Annotated in this window: 17 protein-coding genes; 8 read left to right on the top strand and 9 right to left on the bottom strand. The window is 64.6% G+C overall.

The window, feature by feature from the left end:
* Positions 1-108: 108 nt before the first annotated feature.
* The gene (locus CAER_RS0114575) at positions 109-1440 is read right to left on the bottom strand and encodes an amidase (RefSeq protein ID WP_027236054.1); all 1332 of its coding nucleotides are present in this window, start codon (positions 1438-1440) and stop codon (positions 109-111) included.
* A 111-nt stretch (positions 1441-1551) separates the two neighbouring features.
* On the opposite strand from CAER_RS0114575, the gene CAER_RS0114570 reads away from it, so the two are divergent.
* Entirely contained in the window at positions 1552-2778 is a 1227-nt protein-coding gene (locus CAER_RS0114570) for an FAD-dependent monooxygenase (RefSeq protein WP_027236053.1), read from the top strand.
* Between the two features lie 334 nt (positions 2779-3112).
* Here the strand turns inward: CAER_RS0114570 and CAER_RS0114565 are convergent, their stop codons facing one another.
* The 5 genes from CAER_RS0114565 to CAER_RS0114545 form a co-directional block, all read right to left on the bottom strand.
* Positions 3113-3301: a Trm112 family protein gene (locus CAER_RS0114565; protein ID WP_027236052.1), complete on the bottom strand. Its 189-nt coding sequence runs from the start codon at positions 3299-3301 to the stop codon at positions 3113-3115.
* Positions 3298-3942, bottom strand: coding sequence for an LON peptidase substrate-binding domain-containing protein (locus CAER_RS0114560; RefSeq protein ID WP_027236051.1), 645 nt, complete (start codon positions 3940-3942; stop codon positions 3298-3300). Before CAER_RS0114560 ends, CAER_RS0114565 begins: the two co-directional genes overlap by 4 nt.
* A gap of 27 nt (positions 3943-3969) precedes the next feature.
* A complete protein-coding gene (locus tag CAER_RS0114555) occupies positions 3970-4896 on the bottom strand; it encodes a thioredoxin family protein (protein ID WP_027236050.1) in 927 nt (308 codons plus the stop codon).
* Positions 4897-5312: 416 nt separating this feature from the next.
* A complete protein-coding gene (locus tag CAER_RS0114550) occupies positions 5313-6101 on the bottom strand; it encodes an exodeoxyribonuclease III (protein ID WP_027236049.1) in 789 nt (262 codons plus the stop codon).
* Positions 6102-6335: 234 nt separating this feature from the next.
* On the bottom strand, positions 6336-7022 hold the full coding sequence (locus CAER_RS0114545) for a response regulator transcription factor (protein WP_027236048.1): 687 nt from the start codon (positions 7020-7022) through the stop codon (positions 6336-6338).
* 173 nt (positions 7023-7195) lie between these two features.
* On the opposite strand from CAER_RS0114545, the gene ribA reads away from it, so the two are divergent.
* Both ribA and CAER_RS0114535 read left to right on the top strand, forming a co-directional pair.
* Positions 7196-8284, top strand: coding sequence for a GTP cyclohydrolase II (gene ribA / locus CAER_RS0114540; protein ID WP_027236047.1), 1089 nt, complete (start codon positions 7196-7198; stop codon positions 8282-8284).
* Positions 8284-8793: a L,D-transpeptidase family protein gene (locus CAER_RS0114535; RefSeq protein WP_027236046.1), complete on the top strand. Its 510-nt coding sequence runs from the start codon at positions 8284-8286 to the stop codon at positions 8791-8793. Before ribA ends, CAER_RS0114535 begins: the two co-directional genes overlap by 1 nt.
* Positions 8794-8851: 58 nt before the next feature.
* Here CAER_RS0114535 and CAER_RS0114530 read toward each other — a convergent pair whose 3' ends face one another.
* Together CAER_RS0114530 and CAER_RS0114525 are read right to left on the bottom strand one after the other, a co-directional pair.
* Positions 8852-9502, bottom strand: a complete 651-nt coding sequence (locus CAER_RS0114530) for a YggS family pyridoxal phosphate-dependent enzyme (RefSeq protein ID WP_027236045.1) — start codon at positions 9500-9502, stop codon at positions 8852-8854.
* A gap of 123 nt (positions 9503-9625) precedes the next feature.
* Entirely contained in the window at positions 9626-10630 is a 1005-nt protein-coding gene (locus CAER_RS0114525; protein WP_027236044.1) for a porin, read from the bottom strand.
* A gap of 299 nt (positions 10631-10929) precedes the next feature.
* On the opposite strand from CAER_RS0114525, the gene CAER_RS0114520 reads away from it, so the two are divergent.
* From CAER_RS0114520 to CAER_RS0114500, 5 genes are all read left to right on the top strand, one after another.
* Positions 10930-11415: a DUF3576 domain-containing protein gene (locus CAER_RS0114520; protein WP_027236043.1), complete on the top strand. Its 486-nt coding sequence runs from the start codon at positions 10930-10932 to the stop codon at positions 11413-11415.
* Between the two features lie 88 nt (positions 11416-11503).
* Positions 11504-14068: a leucine--tRNA ligase gene (gene leuS, locus CAER_RS0114515; protein ID WP_027236042.1), complete on the top strand. Its 2565-nt coding sequence runs from the start codon at positions 11504-11506 to the stop codon at positions 14066-14068.
* Complete coding sequence (gene lptE / locus CAER_RS0114510; protein ID WP_027236041.1) at positions 14055-14570, top strand: LPS assembly lipoprotein LptE; 516 nt, start codon at positions 14055-14057, stop codon at positions 14568-14570. The genes leuS and lptE overlap by 14 nt, the downstream gene beginning before the upstream one ends.
* A complete protein-coding gene (holA, locus tag CAER_RS0114505) occupies positions 14567-15595 on the top strand; it encodes a DNA polymerase III subunit delta (RefSeq protein ID WP_027236040.1) in 1029 nt (342 codons plus the stop codon). The genes lptE and holA overlap by 4 nt, the downstream gene beginning before the upstream one ends.
* 76 nt (positions 15596-15671) lie before the next feature.
* The gene (locus CAER_RS0114500; protein ID WP_027236039.1) at positions 15672-16262 is read left to right on the top strand and encodes a glutathione S-transferase family protein; all 591 of its coding nucleotides are present in this window, start codon (positions 15672-15674) and stop codon (positions 16260-16262) included.
* Here CAER_RS0114500 and CAER_RS0114495 read toward each other — a convergent pair.
* Positions 16235-17434 (bottom strand): TIGR03862 family flavoprotein, encoded by a 1200-nt coding sequence (locus CAER_RS0114495; protein WP_027236038.1) that lies wholly within the window; start codon positions 17432-17434, stop codon positions 16235-16237. The genes CAER_RS0114500 and CAER_RS0114495 overlap by 28 nt on opposite strands.
* Positions 17435-17474 lie beyond the last annotated feature (40 nt).

Genomic DNA, 17474 nt, shown 5'->3' with positions numbered 1-17474 from the left:
TCTTATGCCTCAGTCACGGGATCATTGGCGCCCCGTTTGCGCCTCAGGTTACAGATGGCGGGCGGGTGCGTCCACCCGGTGAGTGGCCCGCTGGACCGAATGTGGCTTTCAGGCCAAGGCGGCCTCAATCGCAGAACCGGTCCGCAGCAGCGCCTCCTCGCAGTCCGGCTGGCCCAGCACCTGCAGGCCGCAGCTGGGCGTGCCGGTGGGCAGCGACAGCGCGCAAACGCCCATCAGGTTTCCGACCCGCGTATTGCGCAGGGCCAGCAGATTGGACTGCACGTAATAGTCGTGGTCGCTTTGCAGACGTTCCAGGTTCGGCGGCAGGTTCGGCGAGACCGGGCTGAGCACCGCATCAAAGCCGGCCACAGCCTGATCCCAGGCCATCCGGCAGCGTTCCAGCTTGGCCCAGGCCGCAACATAATCCGGGCCGCTGAACTGCGCACCGGTGCGGAAGCGTTCCAGGATTTCCGGATACATCAGCTGCGGCGATACCTCGATCACGTCTTTCCACAGGCCATAGGCTTCGGTGGTGTAGAGAATCGGGCTGAGGCCCATAGCCTCTTCCAGCTCCGGCACCTCCAGCGGCACGATCTGCGCCCCAGCCTCCTTCAGCTTCTCCAGCGTTTCCCGGTAGGCCGCCGCAATTTTCGGGTCCAGATCATCGTGCACGATGTTCTGCAGATCGGCAAAACGGCGCCCTTTGAGACTGGCGGGATGGCGCAGGTCAGGACCCGCAGTACCCTCCAGCACGCCTAGCAGCAGCCCCGCATCCTCCACCGAGCGGGCCAGCGGGCCAATGGTGTCGAATTTCAGGCACAGCGGCACCACGCCCTCCAGCGTGATCCGGCCCGAGGTGGTCTTGAGGCCCACCAGGTCGTTCCAAGCAGAGGGGATGCGCACCGAGCCGCCCGTATCGGAGCCGATACCAGCCGCCGCCAGGCCAAAGGCCACCGATGCCGCGGCACCGGAGGACGACCCGCCCGGCGCCGCAGCCTGGTCATTCACACAGGGCGGCGTTTGCTTGACCGGGTTGAAGCCCAGGCCGGAAAAGGCCAGCTCGCTCATGTGGGTTTTGCCCAGGCAGACCGTGCCCATCAGGGTTGCGTTGCGCAGAACAGCCGCATCCTGATCCGGCACCCGGCCTTTCAGCAGGTCAGAGCCGGATTCGGTCGCCGTGCCAGCGCTGTCGAACAGGTCTTTCCAGCTGACCGGCACCCCGTCCAGCAGCGAGCGGCGCAGTCCCAGGTCAGCACGCTTCTGCGACGCTTCCGCCTCGGCGATGGCGCGATCATGGGTCACCTGCGTGTAAATCCGGTCTTTCAGGGGGTGGGCTTCGATCGCCTCTAGATAGCAGCGGCTCAGCGCCACCGGGCCGATTTCACCCGCCTCAATCCCGCGTCCCAGATCGGCGGCCGTCATCGTCAGCCAGTCTTGCATAGGCCCGTCTCCCCATAAGCAGTTGCGGGTGACGGTAGCGGCAGCAGGACGCAGGCACAATCCCGCGCTTCCTGCATGGACAATCCCGCCAGCAGGCGCATATTGCGGGGCATGAAAAATGCGTCCGATATCCTGATCGTAGGCGGCGGGCTGAACGGTCCCGCACTGGCCCTGGCCCTGGCACAGACCGGCCACAGCGTCACCGTGGTCGACTCGCTGACCCCTGACAAACTGGCCGATGAGGGGTTCGACGGCCGCGGCTATGCGCTGGCGCTTGCCTCGCAGCGGCTGCTGCAGCAGACCGGTGTCTGGCAGCATGTCGGGGACAACGCGCAGCCGATGCTGGAGATCAAGGTGACGGACGGGCACGCAGGCCACGGGCCGTCGCCATTCTTTATCCATTTCGACCATGCCGAGCTGGAAGAAGGCCCGATGGGATACATGGTCGAGGACCGCTTCCTGCGCCGCGCCTTCCTGGAGGCGATGGAAGATGCTCCTGGCATTACCCTGGTGTCGGGACGGACCGTGACCGCACAGGCTCCGGACCAGACCGGCGTGACCGTCACGCTGGATGACGGCGGAGAGCTGCGCGGCCAGGTTCTGGTCGGTTCCGACGGGCGCCGCAGCGGCACCGCCCAGCGGGCCGGCATCAAACGCACCGGCTGGGACTACGGCCAGACCGCGCTGGTCTGCGCCATCGACCACGAAAAACCGCACCACGGCATCGCACACCAGTTCTTCATGCCGCCCGGGCCGCTGGCGATCCTGCCGCTGCCGGGCAACCGGTCGTCAATTGTGTGGAGCGAGCGGACCGAAACCGCCAAGGCCATCCACGCACTGGGCGATGCGGAATACATCCAAGCGCTGCGTCCACGGTTCGGCGATTTCCTGGGAGAGATTTCCCTGGCCGGCAAGCGCTTTACTTACCCTCTGAACCTGACCATCGCCAACAGCTTTATCGGTGACCGCCTGGCCCTGGTCGGTGACGCCGCGCATGGTATGCACCCGATTGCCGGTCAGGGCCTGAACGCCGGCCTGCGCGATGTTGGAGCGCTGGCCGAGGTGATCACCGAGGCCACCCGGCGGGGCGAAGATATCGGCTCGCCGCTGGTGATGGAGCGCTATCAGCAATGGCGCCGGTTCGACACTGCCTCGCTGGCGGCAGCGACGGACGTGTTCAACCGGTTGTTTTCAAATGATAACCCGCTTTTGCGGCTGGGCCGGGACATCGGCATGGGCGTGGCCGGCACGATCCCCGGGCTTCGCCGCAATTTCGTGCGCGAGGCGGCCGGGCTGACCGGCGACCTGCCCCGGCTGCTGAAAGGCCGGGCGATCTAGGTCGCGTCGCGCAGAAGGTAACGGCGGGGGTGCTCCCGCCTGCTCCGGAACATCCCGCGGGGATGCCCCTGCACAGTTGGGCGTGGCACCGCGCTGGCGCGCAGTGCTGCGGCGCGGACAGCCTCCGGTGTTCCGGCTATTGACTGGACTTCGCCGCCGCGGGGCACTGCCTCCCATTTTTCTCGGAACGCTGCGCGGGCAGAACAACCGCGCCGCGCCTCAGCGCGGTGCCGGGCCCAAGCCTTGCAAGGGCCGCCGGTGCAGCCGGCGCACTTCAAAGGCGCGGGAGCCCTCCGGTTGCGGCTGTCAGGACCGTTCCAAGCTGAGACCGGCCTCAGTCCAGCTCGCGTGCCTCATCCACCAGCATCACTGGAATACCGTTGCGGATCGGGAAGGCAAGATTGGCCGCGCGCGAGATCAGCTCCTGTGCCTGGGCATCGTAGTCCAGCACCGTCTGGGTCAGCGGGCAGACCAGCGCTTCCAGCATCCGCCGGTCAAAGGCAGGCGCCTGTGGTTCGGTCATTGCAGGGTTTCCTCCTGAGAGCCGCCGCGCAGGGCGAATTCAATCAAAGTGACAAGCGTTTCCCGCCTTGTCGCAAGGCAAGGCGCCTCGAGCAAGGCCTGTTTGTCCTCAGGGTCGAACTCCAGGAGCATCGCCAGGGAATTGATCAGCAGCTCGTCCTCAGCCTCTTTCAGGGCCTCCCAGTCCGTCGACAGGCTGCGCGCCATAAAGAACCGCTCCAGCAGATTCAGAAATGAAGGGCGGTCCAGCGTCTCATCCGCCTCCGACCGGCCCAGGTCCCGTTCAAAGCCCGCCCAGCTGACATCGCAGCGCCGGTACGGGGAAAACCCGCTGGACTCGCGGGTGACGCGGAATCGGGACACGCCTGACAGCGTGACCAGATACCGCCCGTCCTCGGTCTCGGAAAACTGGGTGACCCGCCCGGCGCAGCCGATCGCATGCAGATCCTCATCTTGCCCGTTCGGGCCCGGGCAAGGCTGCACCATGCCGATCAGCCGCTGCCGCGTTTTCAGCGTGTCTTCAAGCATTTGCAGATACCGCGGCTCAAAGATGTGCAGCGGCAGGCGCGAGCGGGGCAGCAAAAGCGCCCCGGGCAAGGGAAACACGGCAATCGTGTCCGGCAGATCAGCAGGCTGGATCATAGGACAGAGTGTAGTGCTGCCCCGATCTTAGGCAAATATCATTGAGCTCAGTTTGCGCCGGCCGTTCAGAACCACCGGGTCGTTCGGCTTGAGCGCGTCGAAGATGGTGAAGAGCTGCGTCTTGGCGGCACCGTCATTCCACTCCCGGTCGCGGCGGAACAGCTCCAGCAGCTCGTCGACGGCAGCCCCGGTGTCACCCGATGCATGCAGGGCCTGCGCCAGGTCGAAGCGGGCCTGATGATCCCCGGGGTTTGCGTCCACAGCGGCCCGAAGCTCAGCCACCGGGCCGGCATTTTCCGCCTGCCGCGCGAGTTCGATTTGCGCAAAAGCTGCTTCGATTTCCGCGGCTTCGGCGATTTCCGCCGGCGCGCCGTTCAGAACCGCTTCGGCCTGATCCAACTCGCCCAGCGCAATATGAGCCCGCGCCAGACCGCCATAAGCCGCAGCATTCTTGTCATCCTCGCCCAGGATAGCGGCAAAGGTCTGGGCCGCATCCGCAACCGCGCCTTCGGCCAGCATCTGCTCCGCGGCTTCCAGCGCTTCGCCAAGCCCGCCGTCCGCGGTGCCGCCCGCGGCCTCGATCACCTTCTTCAGGAAGGCGTCGATTTCCGACGCCGGCAGGGCGCCCTGGAACATGTCGACCGGGCGGCCCTGCACAAAGGCGACAACGGTCGGGATGGATTGCAGCGGCAGCCCCTGCTGCGCCAGCGCCTGGGCCAGGCGCTGGTTTTCGTCCACATTGATCTTGGCCATGGTCACAGCACCCTTGGCCTTGGTGACGGCGGCCTCCAGCATCGGGCCCAGGGTCTTGCAGGGGCCGCACCAGGGCGCCCAGAAATCCACGATCACCGGAGCTTGCATCGACGCCTCGACAACGTCCTGCATGAAGGTTGCTTCGGTCACGTCCTTGATCAGATCGCCCGCCGGTGCGGCGCTGCCAATAATATCGCTCATCAGTTTGTTCTCCGCTTGGAACTTCCCCCCTATATGGAATCCTGTGCGCCGGAAACCAAGAGAGGAGTTTGCCCATGGCCCGGCCGCGGTTTGGCCTTTTTGCCGCGCCGGAACGGCTGATGCGCGCGGACGAGGCCGCCTGGGACCGGCACGCCAATCCTTGGAGCGTTTACAGCCGCATGGCAGGCGCTGCCGCTGATGAGCCTGCCCGTCCGGCTCCGGTTCCGGCTGCGCTGACCGGGTGCTCTCCCGCCCCCGCTGGCGGGCCCTGGCTGCGCCAGCCCCCTGGCGGCGTTGGGCCGCGCGCCGCGCTGTCGCGCGGCGTGCCCGCACTGCGCGCCAGCGCAGTGCCTGGCCCAACTGAGGAGGGCCCTCCCCCGGAGGGCCCGGATCAGGCGGGAGCCCCCCGCCCTCCGTCACAGGTCGAAGGTTGCAAACACCGGCGCATGGTCGCTGGGTTTTTCCCAGCCGCGGGCATCGCGCAGAATCCGGCTGGAATGGCCCGCCCCTGCGATATCCGGCGTCGCCCAGACATGATCCAGCCGCCGCCCCTTGTCCGCGGCGTCCCAATCGCGCGCGCGGTACGACCACCAGCTGTACAGTTTGCCCTCCGGAATATCCCGGCGGGTGATGTCGACCCAGCCGCCGGCCTCTTGGGTATCGGCCAGATGCTCGACCTCTACGGGCGTGTGGCTCACCACTTTCAGCAGCTTCTTGTGATCCCAGACGTCATCCTCCCGCGGCGCAATATTCAGGTCGCCGACGAGAATGGATTTCTCCGGCTTTTCCGCATGGAACCAGTCGCGCATGTCCGTCAGGTAATCCAGCTTCTGGCCGAACTTCTCATTCACGTCCCGGTCCGGCACATCGCCGCCCGCCGGCACATAAAAGTTGTGGATCACTACCCCGTTTTCCAGCCGTCCGGCCACATGGCGGGCATGGCCCAGGCCGGCAAAGTCCTGCTCGCCGATATCCTCGATCGGCAGCCGCGACAGGATCGCAACGCCGTTATAGCCCTTCTGCCCGCGCGCGATCATGTGGCCATAACCAAGCGCCGCAAACCCCTCCACCGGGATCTTCTCCACCGGGCTTTTGCACTCCTGCAGGCACAGCACATCCGGCCCTTCCTCCTGCAAGAGCTTTTGCACGATCGGCTCGCGCAGGCGGACCGAGTTGATGTTCCAGGTGGCAAGGGTAAATGGCATCGCGCGCCTCATCATGAAATCCGGATTCGGGCGCGATACTGCCCGCCCCGGCCAGGAAGGGCCAGAGATGAATTGCGCAAAGGCGCCGCGCGGTCCAGCGCCAAAAAAAGGCCGGGCTCGAGGCCCGGCCAAGTCCAACAGGGAGGTGCATATCGTAACCCGGATATGCGCGGGATCGAATACAGTCTAAAGATGAACTCTACTGTCTTCTTTGATCTGGCTCAACGCCATGCCTCAGGCGACCAGCCGGTATCCGCCTGATTCCGTCACCAGCAGGCGCGCATTGGACGGATCGGGCTCAATTTTCTGCCGCAGCCGGTAGATATGGGTTTCCAGCGTGTGGGTGGTGACACCCGCATTGTAGCCCCAAACCTCATGCAGCAGCACGTCGCGCGGCACCACCCCATCGCTGGAGCGGTACAGAAACTTGAGGATATTGGTCTCTTTCTCGGTCAGCCGGATCTTGCGGTCGTCTTCGGTGATCAGCAGCTTCATCGCGGGCTTGAACGTATACGGCCCCAGCGCAAAGACCGCGTCTTCGGACTGTTCATGCTGGCGCAGCTGAGCACGGATCCGCGCCAGCAGCACCGGGAATTTGAACGGCTTGGAGACATAGTCATTGGCGCCGGCATCCAGCCCAAGGATAGTGTCGGCATCGCTGTCATGGCCGGTCAGCATCAGGATCGGCGCCTTTACCCCCTGCTTGCGCATCAGGCGGCACAGCTCCCGCCCGTCGGTATCCGGCAGGCCGACATCCAGTATGATCAGGTCATAGAGGGCTTCCTTGGCGCGCTCCATCGCGCTTTGACCGTTCTCCGCCTCAAAGACATCGAAGTCCTCGGTCATCACCAGTTGCTCGCTCAAGGCCTCGCGCAGGTCTTCGTCGTCATCAACCAGCAGAATTTTCTTCAGTTGCGCCATCGGCTAACCCTCCTGTTCTTAGAACCACAAATGCGCATCCCTTGCGCCCGCGGCAAGATTTGCTGCAAAACTCTCACGCCGACGTGTCCATGACATGGAAAATGTTTCACATCCGTTGCATTTGGGCGTAAAGACGGCGAGCCTTTGTTACAGAATAACACCGGATACCCCGCATGAGCCTGATGCCCACCATGATCGAATTGCTGGCCCGCGCCCGGGTCGATCTGCGCATGGGCCTGCCGGTGGTGCTCACCTGCGGCGATGAGGCAGCGCTGGCGATTGCTGTCGAATCCCTGACCGAGGCGCGCCTGGCGGACCTGCGGGCGCTGGGGGATCTGTCGCTGGCTCTGACAGCGCGGAGGGCGGATACGCTGAAAGCGCGGGTTTACGACGAGGACACCGCCCGCGTAACCGTCCCGGACACCGAAGGTCTGGACTGGATTCAGGCGCTGGCGGACCCGGCGGACGACCTGAACACGCCGATGAAGGGCCCGCTGTCCAGCCAGCGCGGCGGCAGTGCAAACTTGCACCGGCTGGCAATCGCGCTGGTGAAATCCGCACGTCTGCTGCCGGCCGCGGCGCTGGTGCCGCTCAGCGGTGCAGCCGCCTTTGCGGCGGATCACGGGCTGACCACTATTTCGCGGACTGCCGCAGCTCCGCTGCTCAGCGAAAGCTCGCCCTTGCACCCGGTTGCCGCCGCACGTCTGCCTATGGACGCCGCCGAGGCCGGGCGGTTGCACATCTTCCGGCCCGAAGACGGCGCCGAGGAGCATTATGCCGTCGAAATCGGCCGTCCCGACCGCTCCAGACCGGTGCTGGCGCGGCTGCATTCCGCCTGTTTCACCGGCGATGTGCTGGGCTCGCTCAAATGCGATTGCGGCCCGCAGCTGCGCGGCGCACTGGCGCAGATGGGCGAAGAAGGCGCAGGTGTGCTGCTGTACCTTAATCAGGAGGGCCGCGGCATCGGGCTTGCCAATAAAATGCGCGCTTATTCCTTGCAGGATCAAGGCTTTGACACGGTGGAGGCCAACCACCGCCTGGGCTTCGAGGATGACGAGCGTGATTTCCGCCTGGGGGCGGCCATTTTGCAAAAGATGGGATTTTCCCAGGTGCGGCTGCTGACCAACAACCCGAACAAGATCGCGATGATGGAAAAAACCGGCGTTCATGTCGCGGAACGGGTGGCCCTGAAAGTCGGTGAAAACGCCCACAACCAGCATTATCTGGCCACCAAGGCCCGCAAATCCGGGCACATGCTGTAATGACGCCGGCCGATCTGGTCCTGACCCCGCGCGGTGTGCGTTTCCTGGGCCGGATGCTGCCCTGCTCCATCGGCAAAGGCGGGCTGTCCCGCGCCAAACGCGAAGGCGATGGCGCCACACCCGTTGGCACCCACCGGATTGCGGGCATGCTCTACCGCCCGGACCGCCTCAGCCGCCCTGCCCCCTGGGCACAGCCGATCGGCCCAGGCGATTTGTGGTCGGACGATGCAGGCCACAGCGCCTACAACCATCATGTCCGGGCGCCTTATGCGTTCAGCCACGAAAAGCTGCGCCGTGCCGATCCGCTGTATGACCTGGTCCTGATCACGGATTGGAACTGGCCGGAGGCCGTGCCCGGCAAGGGCTCAGCGATCTTTCTGCACCAGTGGCGGCGTCCGGGGTTCCCCACCGAGGGCTGCATCGCCTTTTCCCGCTCGCACCTGCACTGGCTGGCCGCCCGGACCCAACCGGGCACCCGGCTCATTGTGCCGCCCTTGGGCAGCGCCTGACGCACCCAAGACTTTTCCAAAAAGTCTTGGGTGAAAGTTTTCACAGAACTTTTGCGCCTCAATAGGTTCGGGCGCCGAAAATGGCAGAGCCAACGCGGACATGGGTCGCGCCAAGTGCAATTGCAGTCTCGAAATCGCCGCTCATGCCCATCGACAGCCCCTGCAGGCCATTGCGTTTGGCAATCTTGGCCAGCAGCGCGAAGTGCAGGCTGGGCTCCTCATCCACCGGCGGGATGCACATCAGCCCCTTGACCGGCAGATCCAGCGCGCGGCATTCAGCGATGAAAGCATCCGCATCCGCCGGCATCACGCCCGCCTTCTGCTCCTCTTCGCCGGTGTTCACCTGAATGAACAGGTCAGGGCATTTCCCCAGCTCCTGCGCCAGCCGGGCCAGGGTCTTGGCCAGCTTGGGACGGTCCACCGAGTGAATGCTGTCAAACAGCTCCATCGCCTGGCGGGCTTTGTTGGTCTGCAAGGGGCCGATCAGGTGCAAGTCGATACCGTCGAATCGCTCGGCAAAATCAGGCCATTTGCCTGCGGCCTCCTGCACCTTATTCTCGCCAAAACAGCGATGGCCTTCTTCCAGCACAGCCTCAACCCGCTCGTTCGGCTGCACCTTGGAGACCGCAATCAGCTGCACACTGCCCGGCGCGCGGCCCGCCTTTGCTTCGGCCTTGGCAATCCTGGATTTGATCTCTTCTAGCGGCATGGGTCCGGCCTCATCTTTGTTTGGCCGCAAAAAACACTGTTTGCCTGCAAATGTTAAGAGCCAAAAGAAAAGGGCGGGACCCGAAGGAACCCGCCCCGAAAGTCACGCTAGGCGTGCTTCAGCTTAGAAGCTGAAGTGCAGACCTGCCTGAACGGAGTTTTCGTTGGTGTTGGCTGCGGTGTTCACGTAGCCAGCAACGAAGGTCACGCCGCCGCCCAGGTCGTACTCGTAGTTGATGCCGAAGGCAGTGCCGTCGAGACGGGTCTGGCCAGCGGTCACACCGGTGTCGATGTCGGTGGAGTTCACCCATGCAACAACGGTCGAGGCTGCGCCGATTTCAGCTTCACCAGCCAGGGTCACAGCGTCAGCTTCTTCGGTCTGACCATAGGACAGGGTCGCGCCGAACTGGCCGAAGTCTGCGCCAGCAGCGAAGAACATCAGGTCGTCGCCTGCGCTGACAGCTGCGCCGTTTTTGGTGATCGCACGGCCGTTGTCTTCGGACTGGTATGCACCGGTCACGAAGTAGTCACCGAAGGAGTAGCTCAGCATGATTGCTGCGCGTTCCAGGCCGTTTGCTTCGCCGAGAACGGTACCGCCGTTCGACTGCGAGTAGGAGATGTGGCCGGAGAAACCGCCTGCGGAGTACAGAGCTTCGATGCCGTTGCGGCCAGCGCCTGCGGAAGTGAAGGTATCCCAGTCAAAGCCGTTGCCGATGGCCAGGGAGTTGAAGCCCATGCCGTCGATGCCGGTGCCAACCGAGGTGGTGTTCAGGTACAGGCCCGGTGCGGAGTCGATCGCGCCCCAGATGTTGCCAACGTTCACACGCAGGCCGCCGTAAGCGACGTGGAACTGCGGTGCGGACCATGCAGCGGTGCCCGGTGCACCGTCACGGCTGCGAGCCTGGGCACGGATACGGCCGCCAACGGTGACGCCGCCGTCGGTTTCGGTCGACACGTCAAAGGTCAGACGGAAACGGCTGGTGATGTTGGTTTCGGCGGTGCCAGCAACAGCGCTGTTGGCTTCGTTCCAGTCCAGGCCGAAACGGCCGTAGCCGGAGATTTTGACTTCCGCCGCGGCCATGCCTGCGGTGGCGATCAGCGCGGTAGTCGCGAAGAGAACCTTTTTCATGTTTTTCCCTCGGTTTTCTATTCCTCAGCCCAAACCGGGGAATCCGGCGTGGGTATGCCAAGGGGTTTCGCTCTTTCGGCCCCGTTTTGGCAAGTGTTGGGAAAGTCAGGCGAAACGATGCGGGCCCGGATGGTGCAGCTTTGCCACAGTCTGCCCGCCCCCGGCGCCCGGGGCAGCCGGATAAGCCCCGGCTTACGGCACAAACGCCCGCCAGCGCAGCACTATAGAAGCCAAAGCCCTTGCTCCGCCGGCTTGGCTTGCGTTAGGTGTTCGCGCAGAAAATGGCTCCGGGAGCGGTTATGGAATACGGAAAGACCCTGCGGGTAACTTTGGTTGGTGCGATCTGTCTCAGCCTCGCGGCTTGCGGCGGCAACAGAGGCGGCGACGCGCCTGCCAGCACGGCCCGGACAATCAGCCACAAGGAAGAGGTCCAGGGCGCGGCGACCAAGTCCTCCGTCTTTGACTTCCTGAACGCCAAGCCGGACCAGACCGTTCAGGTGAACCGCTACCTGTGGACTGCAAGCCTGGATGTGCTGTCCTTCCTGCCGGTGCAGTCGGTCGATCCGTTCACCGGTGTGATCGTGACGGGATACGGCACCCCGCCGGGCGGCGGCCGCTCCTACCGGGCGACCATCCACATCAAGGACCCGGCGCTGGACGCGCGTTCGCTGAATGTTGCGCTGCAGTCCAAGGGCGGCCCGGTCAGCGCCGGCACCACCCGGGCGGTCGAAGACGCGATTCTTTCCCGCGCGCGCCAGCTACGCATCGCGGACAAGAAACTCTGACCCGCTGCGCACTGGAATCACCTGCCAAACACCATTATCAGATGCGCCGGGCCCCCTGCCCGGCGTTTTCATGCAAAGGACCGCTCTGATGCCGCGTTACATAGCTCCTGAAATCGAAGCACGATGGCAGAAAGCCTGGGACGAGGCCGGAATTTTCCAGGCCAAGCGAACCGGCGATAAGCCCAAGTACTACGTGCTGGAGATGTTCCCCTACCCGTCGGGCAAGCTGCACATGGGCCATGTGCGCAACTACACCATGGGCGACGTGATCGCGCGCTACAAGCTGTCCACCGGCCATAACGTGCTGCACCCGATGGGGTTTGACGCCTTTGGCATGCCCGCCGAAAACGCCGCGATGGCCTCTGGCGGGCACCCCAAGGACTGGACCTACTCGAACATCGACACGATGGTGGAGCAGATGAAACCGCTGGGCCTGTCGCTGGACTGGAGCCGCATGTTTGCCACCTGCGATCCGGAGTATTACGGCCAGCAGCAGGCGCTGTTCCTCGACTTCCTGGAGAAGGGCCTGGTCTACCGCAAGAACGCGGTGGTGAACTGGGACCCGATTGACATGACCGTGCTCGCCAACGAGCAGGTCGAGAACGGCCGCGGCTGGCGCTCCGGCGCGCTGGTGGAGCGGCGCGAGCTGACGCAATGGTTCTTCAAAATCTCCGATTTCTCCGAAGAGCTGCTGTCGGCGCTGGACGGCTTGGAAAACTGGCCCGCAAAGGTCCGCCTGATGCAGGAAAACTGGATCGGTAAATCGCGCGGCCTGCAGTTCTCGTTTGAGCGCACCGATGGCGGTGAGCCGATTGAAGTCTACACCACCCGCCCTGACACGCTGATGGGCGCGTCCTTCGTCGGCATCTCGCCCGACCACCCGGTCGCCAAGGCGCTGGAAGCCGAATCGGAAGAGGTTGCGGCGTTTGCCGCCGAGTGCCGCAAGGGCGGCACCACCGAGGAAGCCATCGAGACGGCGGAAAAGCTGGGCTATGACACCGGCATCCGCGTCAAGCATCCGCTGAATCCGGAATGGGAACTGCCCGTCTGGATCGCCAACTTCATCCTGATGGATTACGGCACCGGCGCAATCTTCGCCTGCCCGGCGCATGACCAGCGCGACCTGGATTTCTGCCGCAAGTATGATCTGCCGGTGACCAACGCCTTCTTTGCACTGGATGAGGACGCGCCGGTCGCGGCCGAGGCTCTGGTGCCGCCGAAGTCCGAAAAGGTCCGCTGGGTCGACCACTTCGCCGGGCTGACCGAGGCGACTGGCGAAGAAGCGATCAACGCCACTGTCGATTTCGCGGAAAAAGCCGGCTGGGGCCAGGGTGTCACCAAATACCGCCTGCGCGACTGGGGGCTGAGCCGCCAGCGCTATTGGGGCTGCCCGATCCCTGTCGTCCATTGCGAAGCCTGCGGCGTGGTGCCGGAGAAGAAAGAGAACCTGCCGATTGCCCTGCCCTATGATGAGGGCGGCAAGCCGATCGACTTCTCGGTGCCGGGCAACCCGCTGGACCGCCACCCGGACTGGCGCGACTGCGAATGTCCGTCCTGCGGCAAGCCGGCCCAGCGCGAAACCGACACCATGGACACCTTCGTGGATTCGTCCTGGTATTTCGCCCGCTTCACCGCTCCGCGCGCCGAAACCCCGACCGACATGGCCGAGGCCGAATACTGGATGAACGTCGACCAGTACATCGGCGGCATCGAGCACGCGATTCTGCACCTGCTGTACTCGCGCTTCTTCGCCCGTGCGATGCACATCTGCGGCCACCTTCCGGAGAAATCGAAGGAGCCGTTTGACGCGCTGTTCACCCAGGGCATGGTGACCCACGCGATCTACAAGACCACAGGTGAGAACCACCGCCCGGTCTACCACTACCCCGAGGAAGTGGAGCTGAAAGACGGCAAGGGTTTCCTGAAGGACGGCACAGAGGTGGAGATCATCCCCTCCGCCAAGATGTCGAAGTCCAAGAACAACGTTGTGGACCCGCTGCACATCATCTCGTCCTTCGGCGCGGATACCGCGCGCTGGTTCGTGCTGTCCGATTCGCCGCCCGAGCGGGACGTCGAATGGACCGCGTCTGGCGCCGAGGCTGCGCACAAGCACCTGACCCGGGTCTGGAACTTGTGCGACCGGATCGGAGAGATGGACCGGAACGCAGAAGGTGAAGGCGATGAAGACCTTCTGCGCGAGATGCACAAATGCATCCGCGACGTGACGCTGGGCATCGATTCCTTCGGTTTCAACGCCGCGATCGCCAAGCTGTATGCCTTCACCGGCACGCTGTCGAAATCCAAGGCCAGCTACAAGGTGCAGCGCGAGGCCGTGATGACCCTGGCGCAGCTGATGTCCCCGATGACCCCGCACCTGGCGGAGGACATCTGGAACCATCAGGGCGGCGAAGGCCTGTGCGCCACCGCGCCCTGGCCGGTTGCGGACGAGGCGATGCTGGTCGAGGACACCGTCACCCTGCCGATCCAGATCAACGGCAAGCGCCGCGGCGAGATTGAGGTCGCCAAGGATCTGGACAAGGCAGAGGTTGAAAAACTGGCCCTTGCGCATGAAGCTGTGCAAAAGGCGCTGAATGGCGGCGCTCCGAAAAAGGTGATCGTGGTGCCGGGCCGGATTGTGAATGTCGTTGCTTAACCGCAGAACCCTGCTGCTGGCCCTGCCCCTGCTGGCAGCGGCCTGCGGCTTTACCCCGGTGTACGCCCCCGGCGGCACCGGGACCGCGCTGCATGGGCGGATCGCGGTTCTGGCGCCGGAGGAAATCAAGGGCGCCACTGGCACTGATGCCTATTTCCTGGTGCAGAACCTGGAACAGCGGCTGGGCCGCGGCGGCAGCGCAGCCTACAAGCTGGATCTGACGCTCAGTACCCAGGAAGAAGGCCAGGCGATTACCGCGGACAACGAGATCACCCGCTACTCGGTGATCGGAACGGTTAACTATTCCCTAACGGAATTGTCAGCTGGCAATATCGTCTCCAGCGGCACCGTGCGCAACTTCACCGGCTACTCGGCCACCGGCTCCACCGTGGAAACATTGGCGGGCGAGCGCGACGCGCACGAGCGGCTGATGGTGATCCTGGCGGACCAGATCACCACCCAGATTCTGGCAACGGCGGATCTTTCCGCTCCGGCAGAATGAAGCTCTCCCCGCGCGAGGCCGACGGCTATTTCGCCAAGCCCGATCCGGGCAAGACCGGCATCCTGATCTATGGCGCCGACGCCATGCGCGTGTCGCTCAAGCGGCAGCAGGTGCTGGCCGCACTGCTTGGCCCCGGCGCCGAGGAAGAGATGCGCCTGAGCCGCCTGCCCGGCAGCGACCTGCGCAAGGACCCGGCGCAGCTCTTGGATGCGGTCAAGGCAGTGGGGTTCTTTCCGGGCGTCAGGGCGGTCTTTGTCGAGGGCGCCAACGACACGGCAACGTCCGCCATCACCGCAGCGCTGGAGGAATGGCAGCCGGGCGACGCGCAGATCGTTGTCACCGCAGGCCAGCTGAAAGCCTCCTCCAAGCTGCGCAAGGCATTTGAAGGCCACAGCAACGCCTATGCGGTTGGCATCTACGACGACCCGCCCTCGCGGGCCGAGATCGAACGCATCCTGGGCGAGGCCGGCATCCGCGACGTGCCCGGCGACAGCATGTCGGCGCTGACGGATATCGCCAATGACGTCGGCCCCGGCGATTTCTCCCGCATGATCGAGAAACTGGCGCTTTATAAACACGGCGACAGCAGCCCGCTGTCGCTGGAGGATATCAGCGCCGTTGCCCCGCAATCGACCGAAGCCGCACTGGATGATGTGCTGAACGTGGTGGCCGAAGGGCGCAGCGCCGAAATCGGCCCGCTGATCCGCCGCCTGCAGGCCCAGGGCACCAACGCGGTCACGCTGTGCATCGGCGCAACCCGGCATTTCCGCACGCTTTACACCATCGCCTCTGCCCCCGGCGGCCCCGCACAGGGCATCGGCCAATTGCGTCCGCCGCTGTATGGCAAGCGCCGCGACCGGATGCTGCGGCAGGCGCAGAACTGGGGCGCGAACCGGCTGGAAACCGCGCTGACGCTCATCACCGACACCGATCTGGCATTGCGCTCTGCCGGTCAGACCGCGCCGGCGCTGGCGCTGATGGAACGGGCGCTGATCCGGCTGGCAATGCTGGGCCGCGCCCGCTGATTTGGCTACGCACCGTCCCGCTTGATCCGCCTTGGTCTGCTGCCCATCTTAACAGCACAAGAACAGGAGAAAGACGATGTATACCGTCACCGGCACCCCGCTCACCCGAACCTTCCGGGTGCTTTGGGCCCTTGAAGAGCTTGGCCAACCTTACGAGCTAAGCCAGCACGGCCCCCGCAGCCCGGAAGTTCAGGCGCTGAATGTTTCGGGCAAGGTGCCGGTGCTGCAGGCGGAGGGTGAGGTCATCACCGATTCGACCGCCATCATCACCTATCTGGCTGACAAACACGGTGCGCTGACCGCACCCGCCGGAACCGTGGCCCGCGCCAAGCAGGACGCGATGACTCATCTGCTGCTGGACGAAATCGACGCCGTCTTGTGGGCTGCGGCCCGCCACAGCTTTATCCTGCCCGAAGAGCAGCGGGTGCCGGAGGTGAAAGGCAGCCTGAAATGGGAATTCGGCCACAATCTGGCGCGGCTCGAAAGCAATATGGCCGGTCCCTTCCTGATGGGGGAGGACTTCACCATAGCCGACATCATCTGCACCCACTGCCTGAATTGGGCCCGCAGCGCCAAGTTCCCTGTCGAGGGGGAGAAACTGCAGGACTACGGCAAGCGGATGCGGGAGCGCGAGGCGTTTCAGCGGGTTGCAGCGCTGGCCAAATAATCCGCTGCAGCCCGCCCTGCCCAGCGCCCGGTCGCGAGGCATCCGGTCAGAAGATAGCCGCCCGTCGGCGCCTCCCAATCAAGCATCTCCCCGGCACAGAATGTTCCGGGGAGTTGTTTCAGCATCAGGGTGTCATCCAGTGCATCACGGCAAACGCCGCCTGCGGCGGAGATCGCCTCATCCATCGGGCGCAGGCCTGCGTGCCTTACCGGCAGCGCCTTGATCAGCTGCGCCAGGGCCTGCGCCTCCTGCGGCAGCGGACGCCCGAACTCCTGCAACACCGCCGTTCGCGCAGGCCCCAGCTTCAGCACCTTTCGCAGATGGTTGGAAAAACTCGCCTTGCCGCGCGGGCGGGACAGACGGCGGGCAATCTCCGCCGCGTCCAGGTCCGGCAGCAGATCCATGTGCAAAACCGCGCCCTCCCGGACCGCTGCGCAGACGGAATAAACGCCGCCGCCCTCCAAGCCGCGTTCTGAAATGACCGCTTCGCCGCGCGAGACCAGACTGCCGGCGCGCAGCGCGATACCCTTCAGCGGCTGGCCGAACTGAGGCTTCATATGCGCGGACCACTCGACCAGAAGCCCCGTATTGGCTGGCTGGAACGGCGCGATTTTCACGCTCTCTTCACGCAGATACGGCACCCAGGCCCCGTCCGAGCCCAGCCGTGCCCAGCTGGCGCCGCCCAGCGCCAGAATCACGGCCCCGGCCTCGATCCGTTGCGGGCCCTGCGGCGTCTCAAAGGCCAGCGCCGGACCGTCCCATCCAGTCCAGCGCCAGCGGGTGCGGATCTGAGCGCCGTACCCGTCAAGCCGCGTCAGCCAGGCACGCAGCAGCGGCGAGGCCTTCATCACCGTGGGAAACACCCGGCCCGTCGATCCGGTGAACAACGCGCTCCCGAGGCCCTGCGCCCAGTCCTGCACGGCCTGCGCATCAAAGGCGCGGATCATCGGGCCCAGCCAGCCCGCCGCGCCGCCATACTGCGTGATCAGCTGTTCATAAGGTTCGTCCTTGGTCAGGTTCAGGCCGGATTTGCCCGCCATCAGAAACTTGCGCGCCACCGACGGCTTGGCCTCGATCACCAGCACCCGGTGCCCGGCGCGGCCCAGCTCCTCTGCCGCCATCAGCCCCGCAGGCCCGGCACCGACCACCACTGCGTCCCACGTTTCCGTCATGCCATCCCCTTGCCAGCGCCTGCCGCCAGCGTGTCTATTC

Source organism: Leisingera caerulea DSM 24564 (genome assembly GCF_000473325.1).
In the GTDB taxonomy this organism is placed as follows: domain Bacteria; phylum Pseudomonadota; class Alphaproteobacteria; order Rhodobacterales; family Rhodobacteraceae; genus Leisingera; species Leisingera caerulea.
Note: the sequence above shows the minus strand (reverse complement) of the source record. Positions and strands in the feature narration are given on the sequence as shown.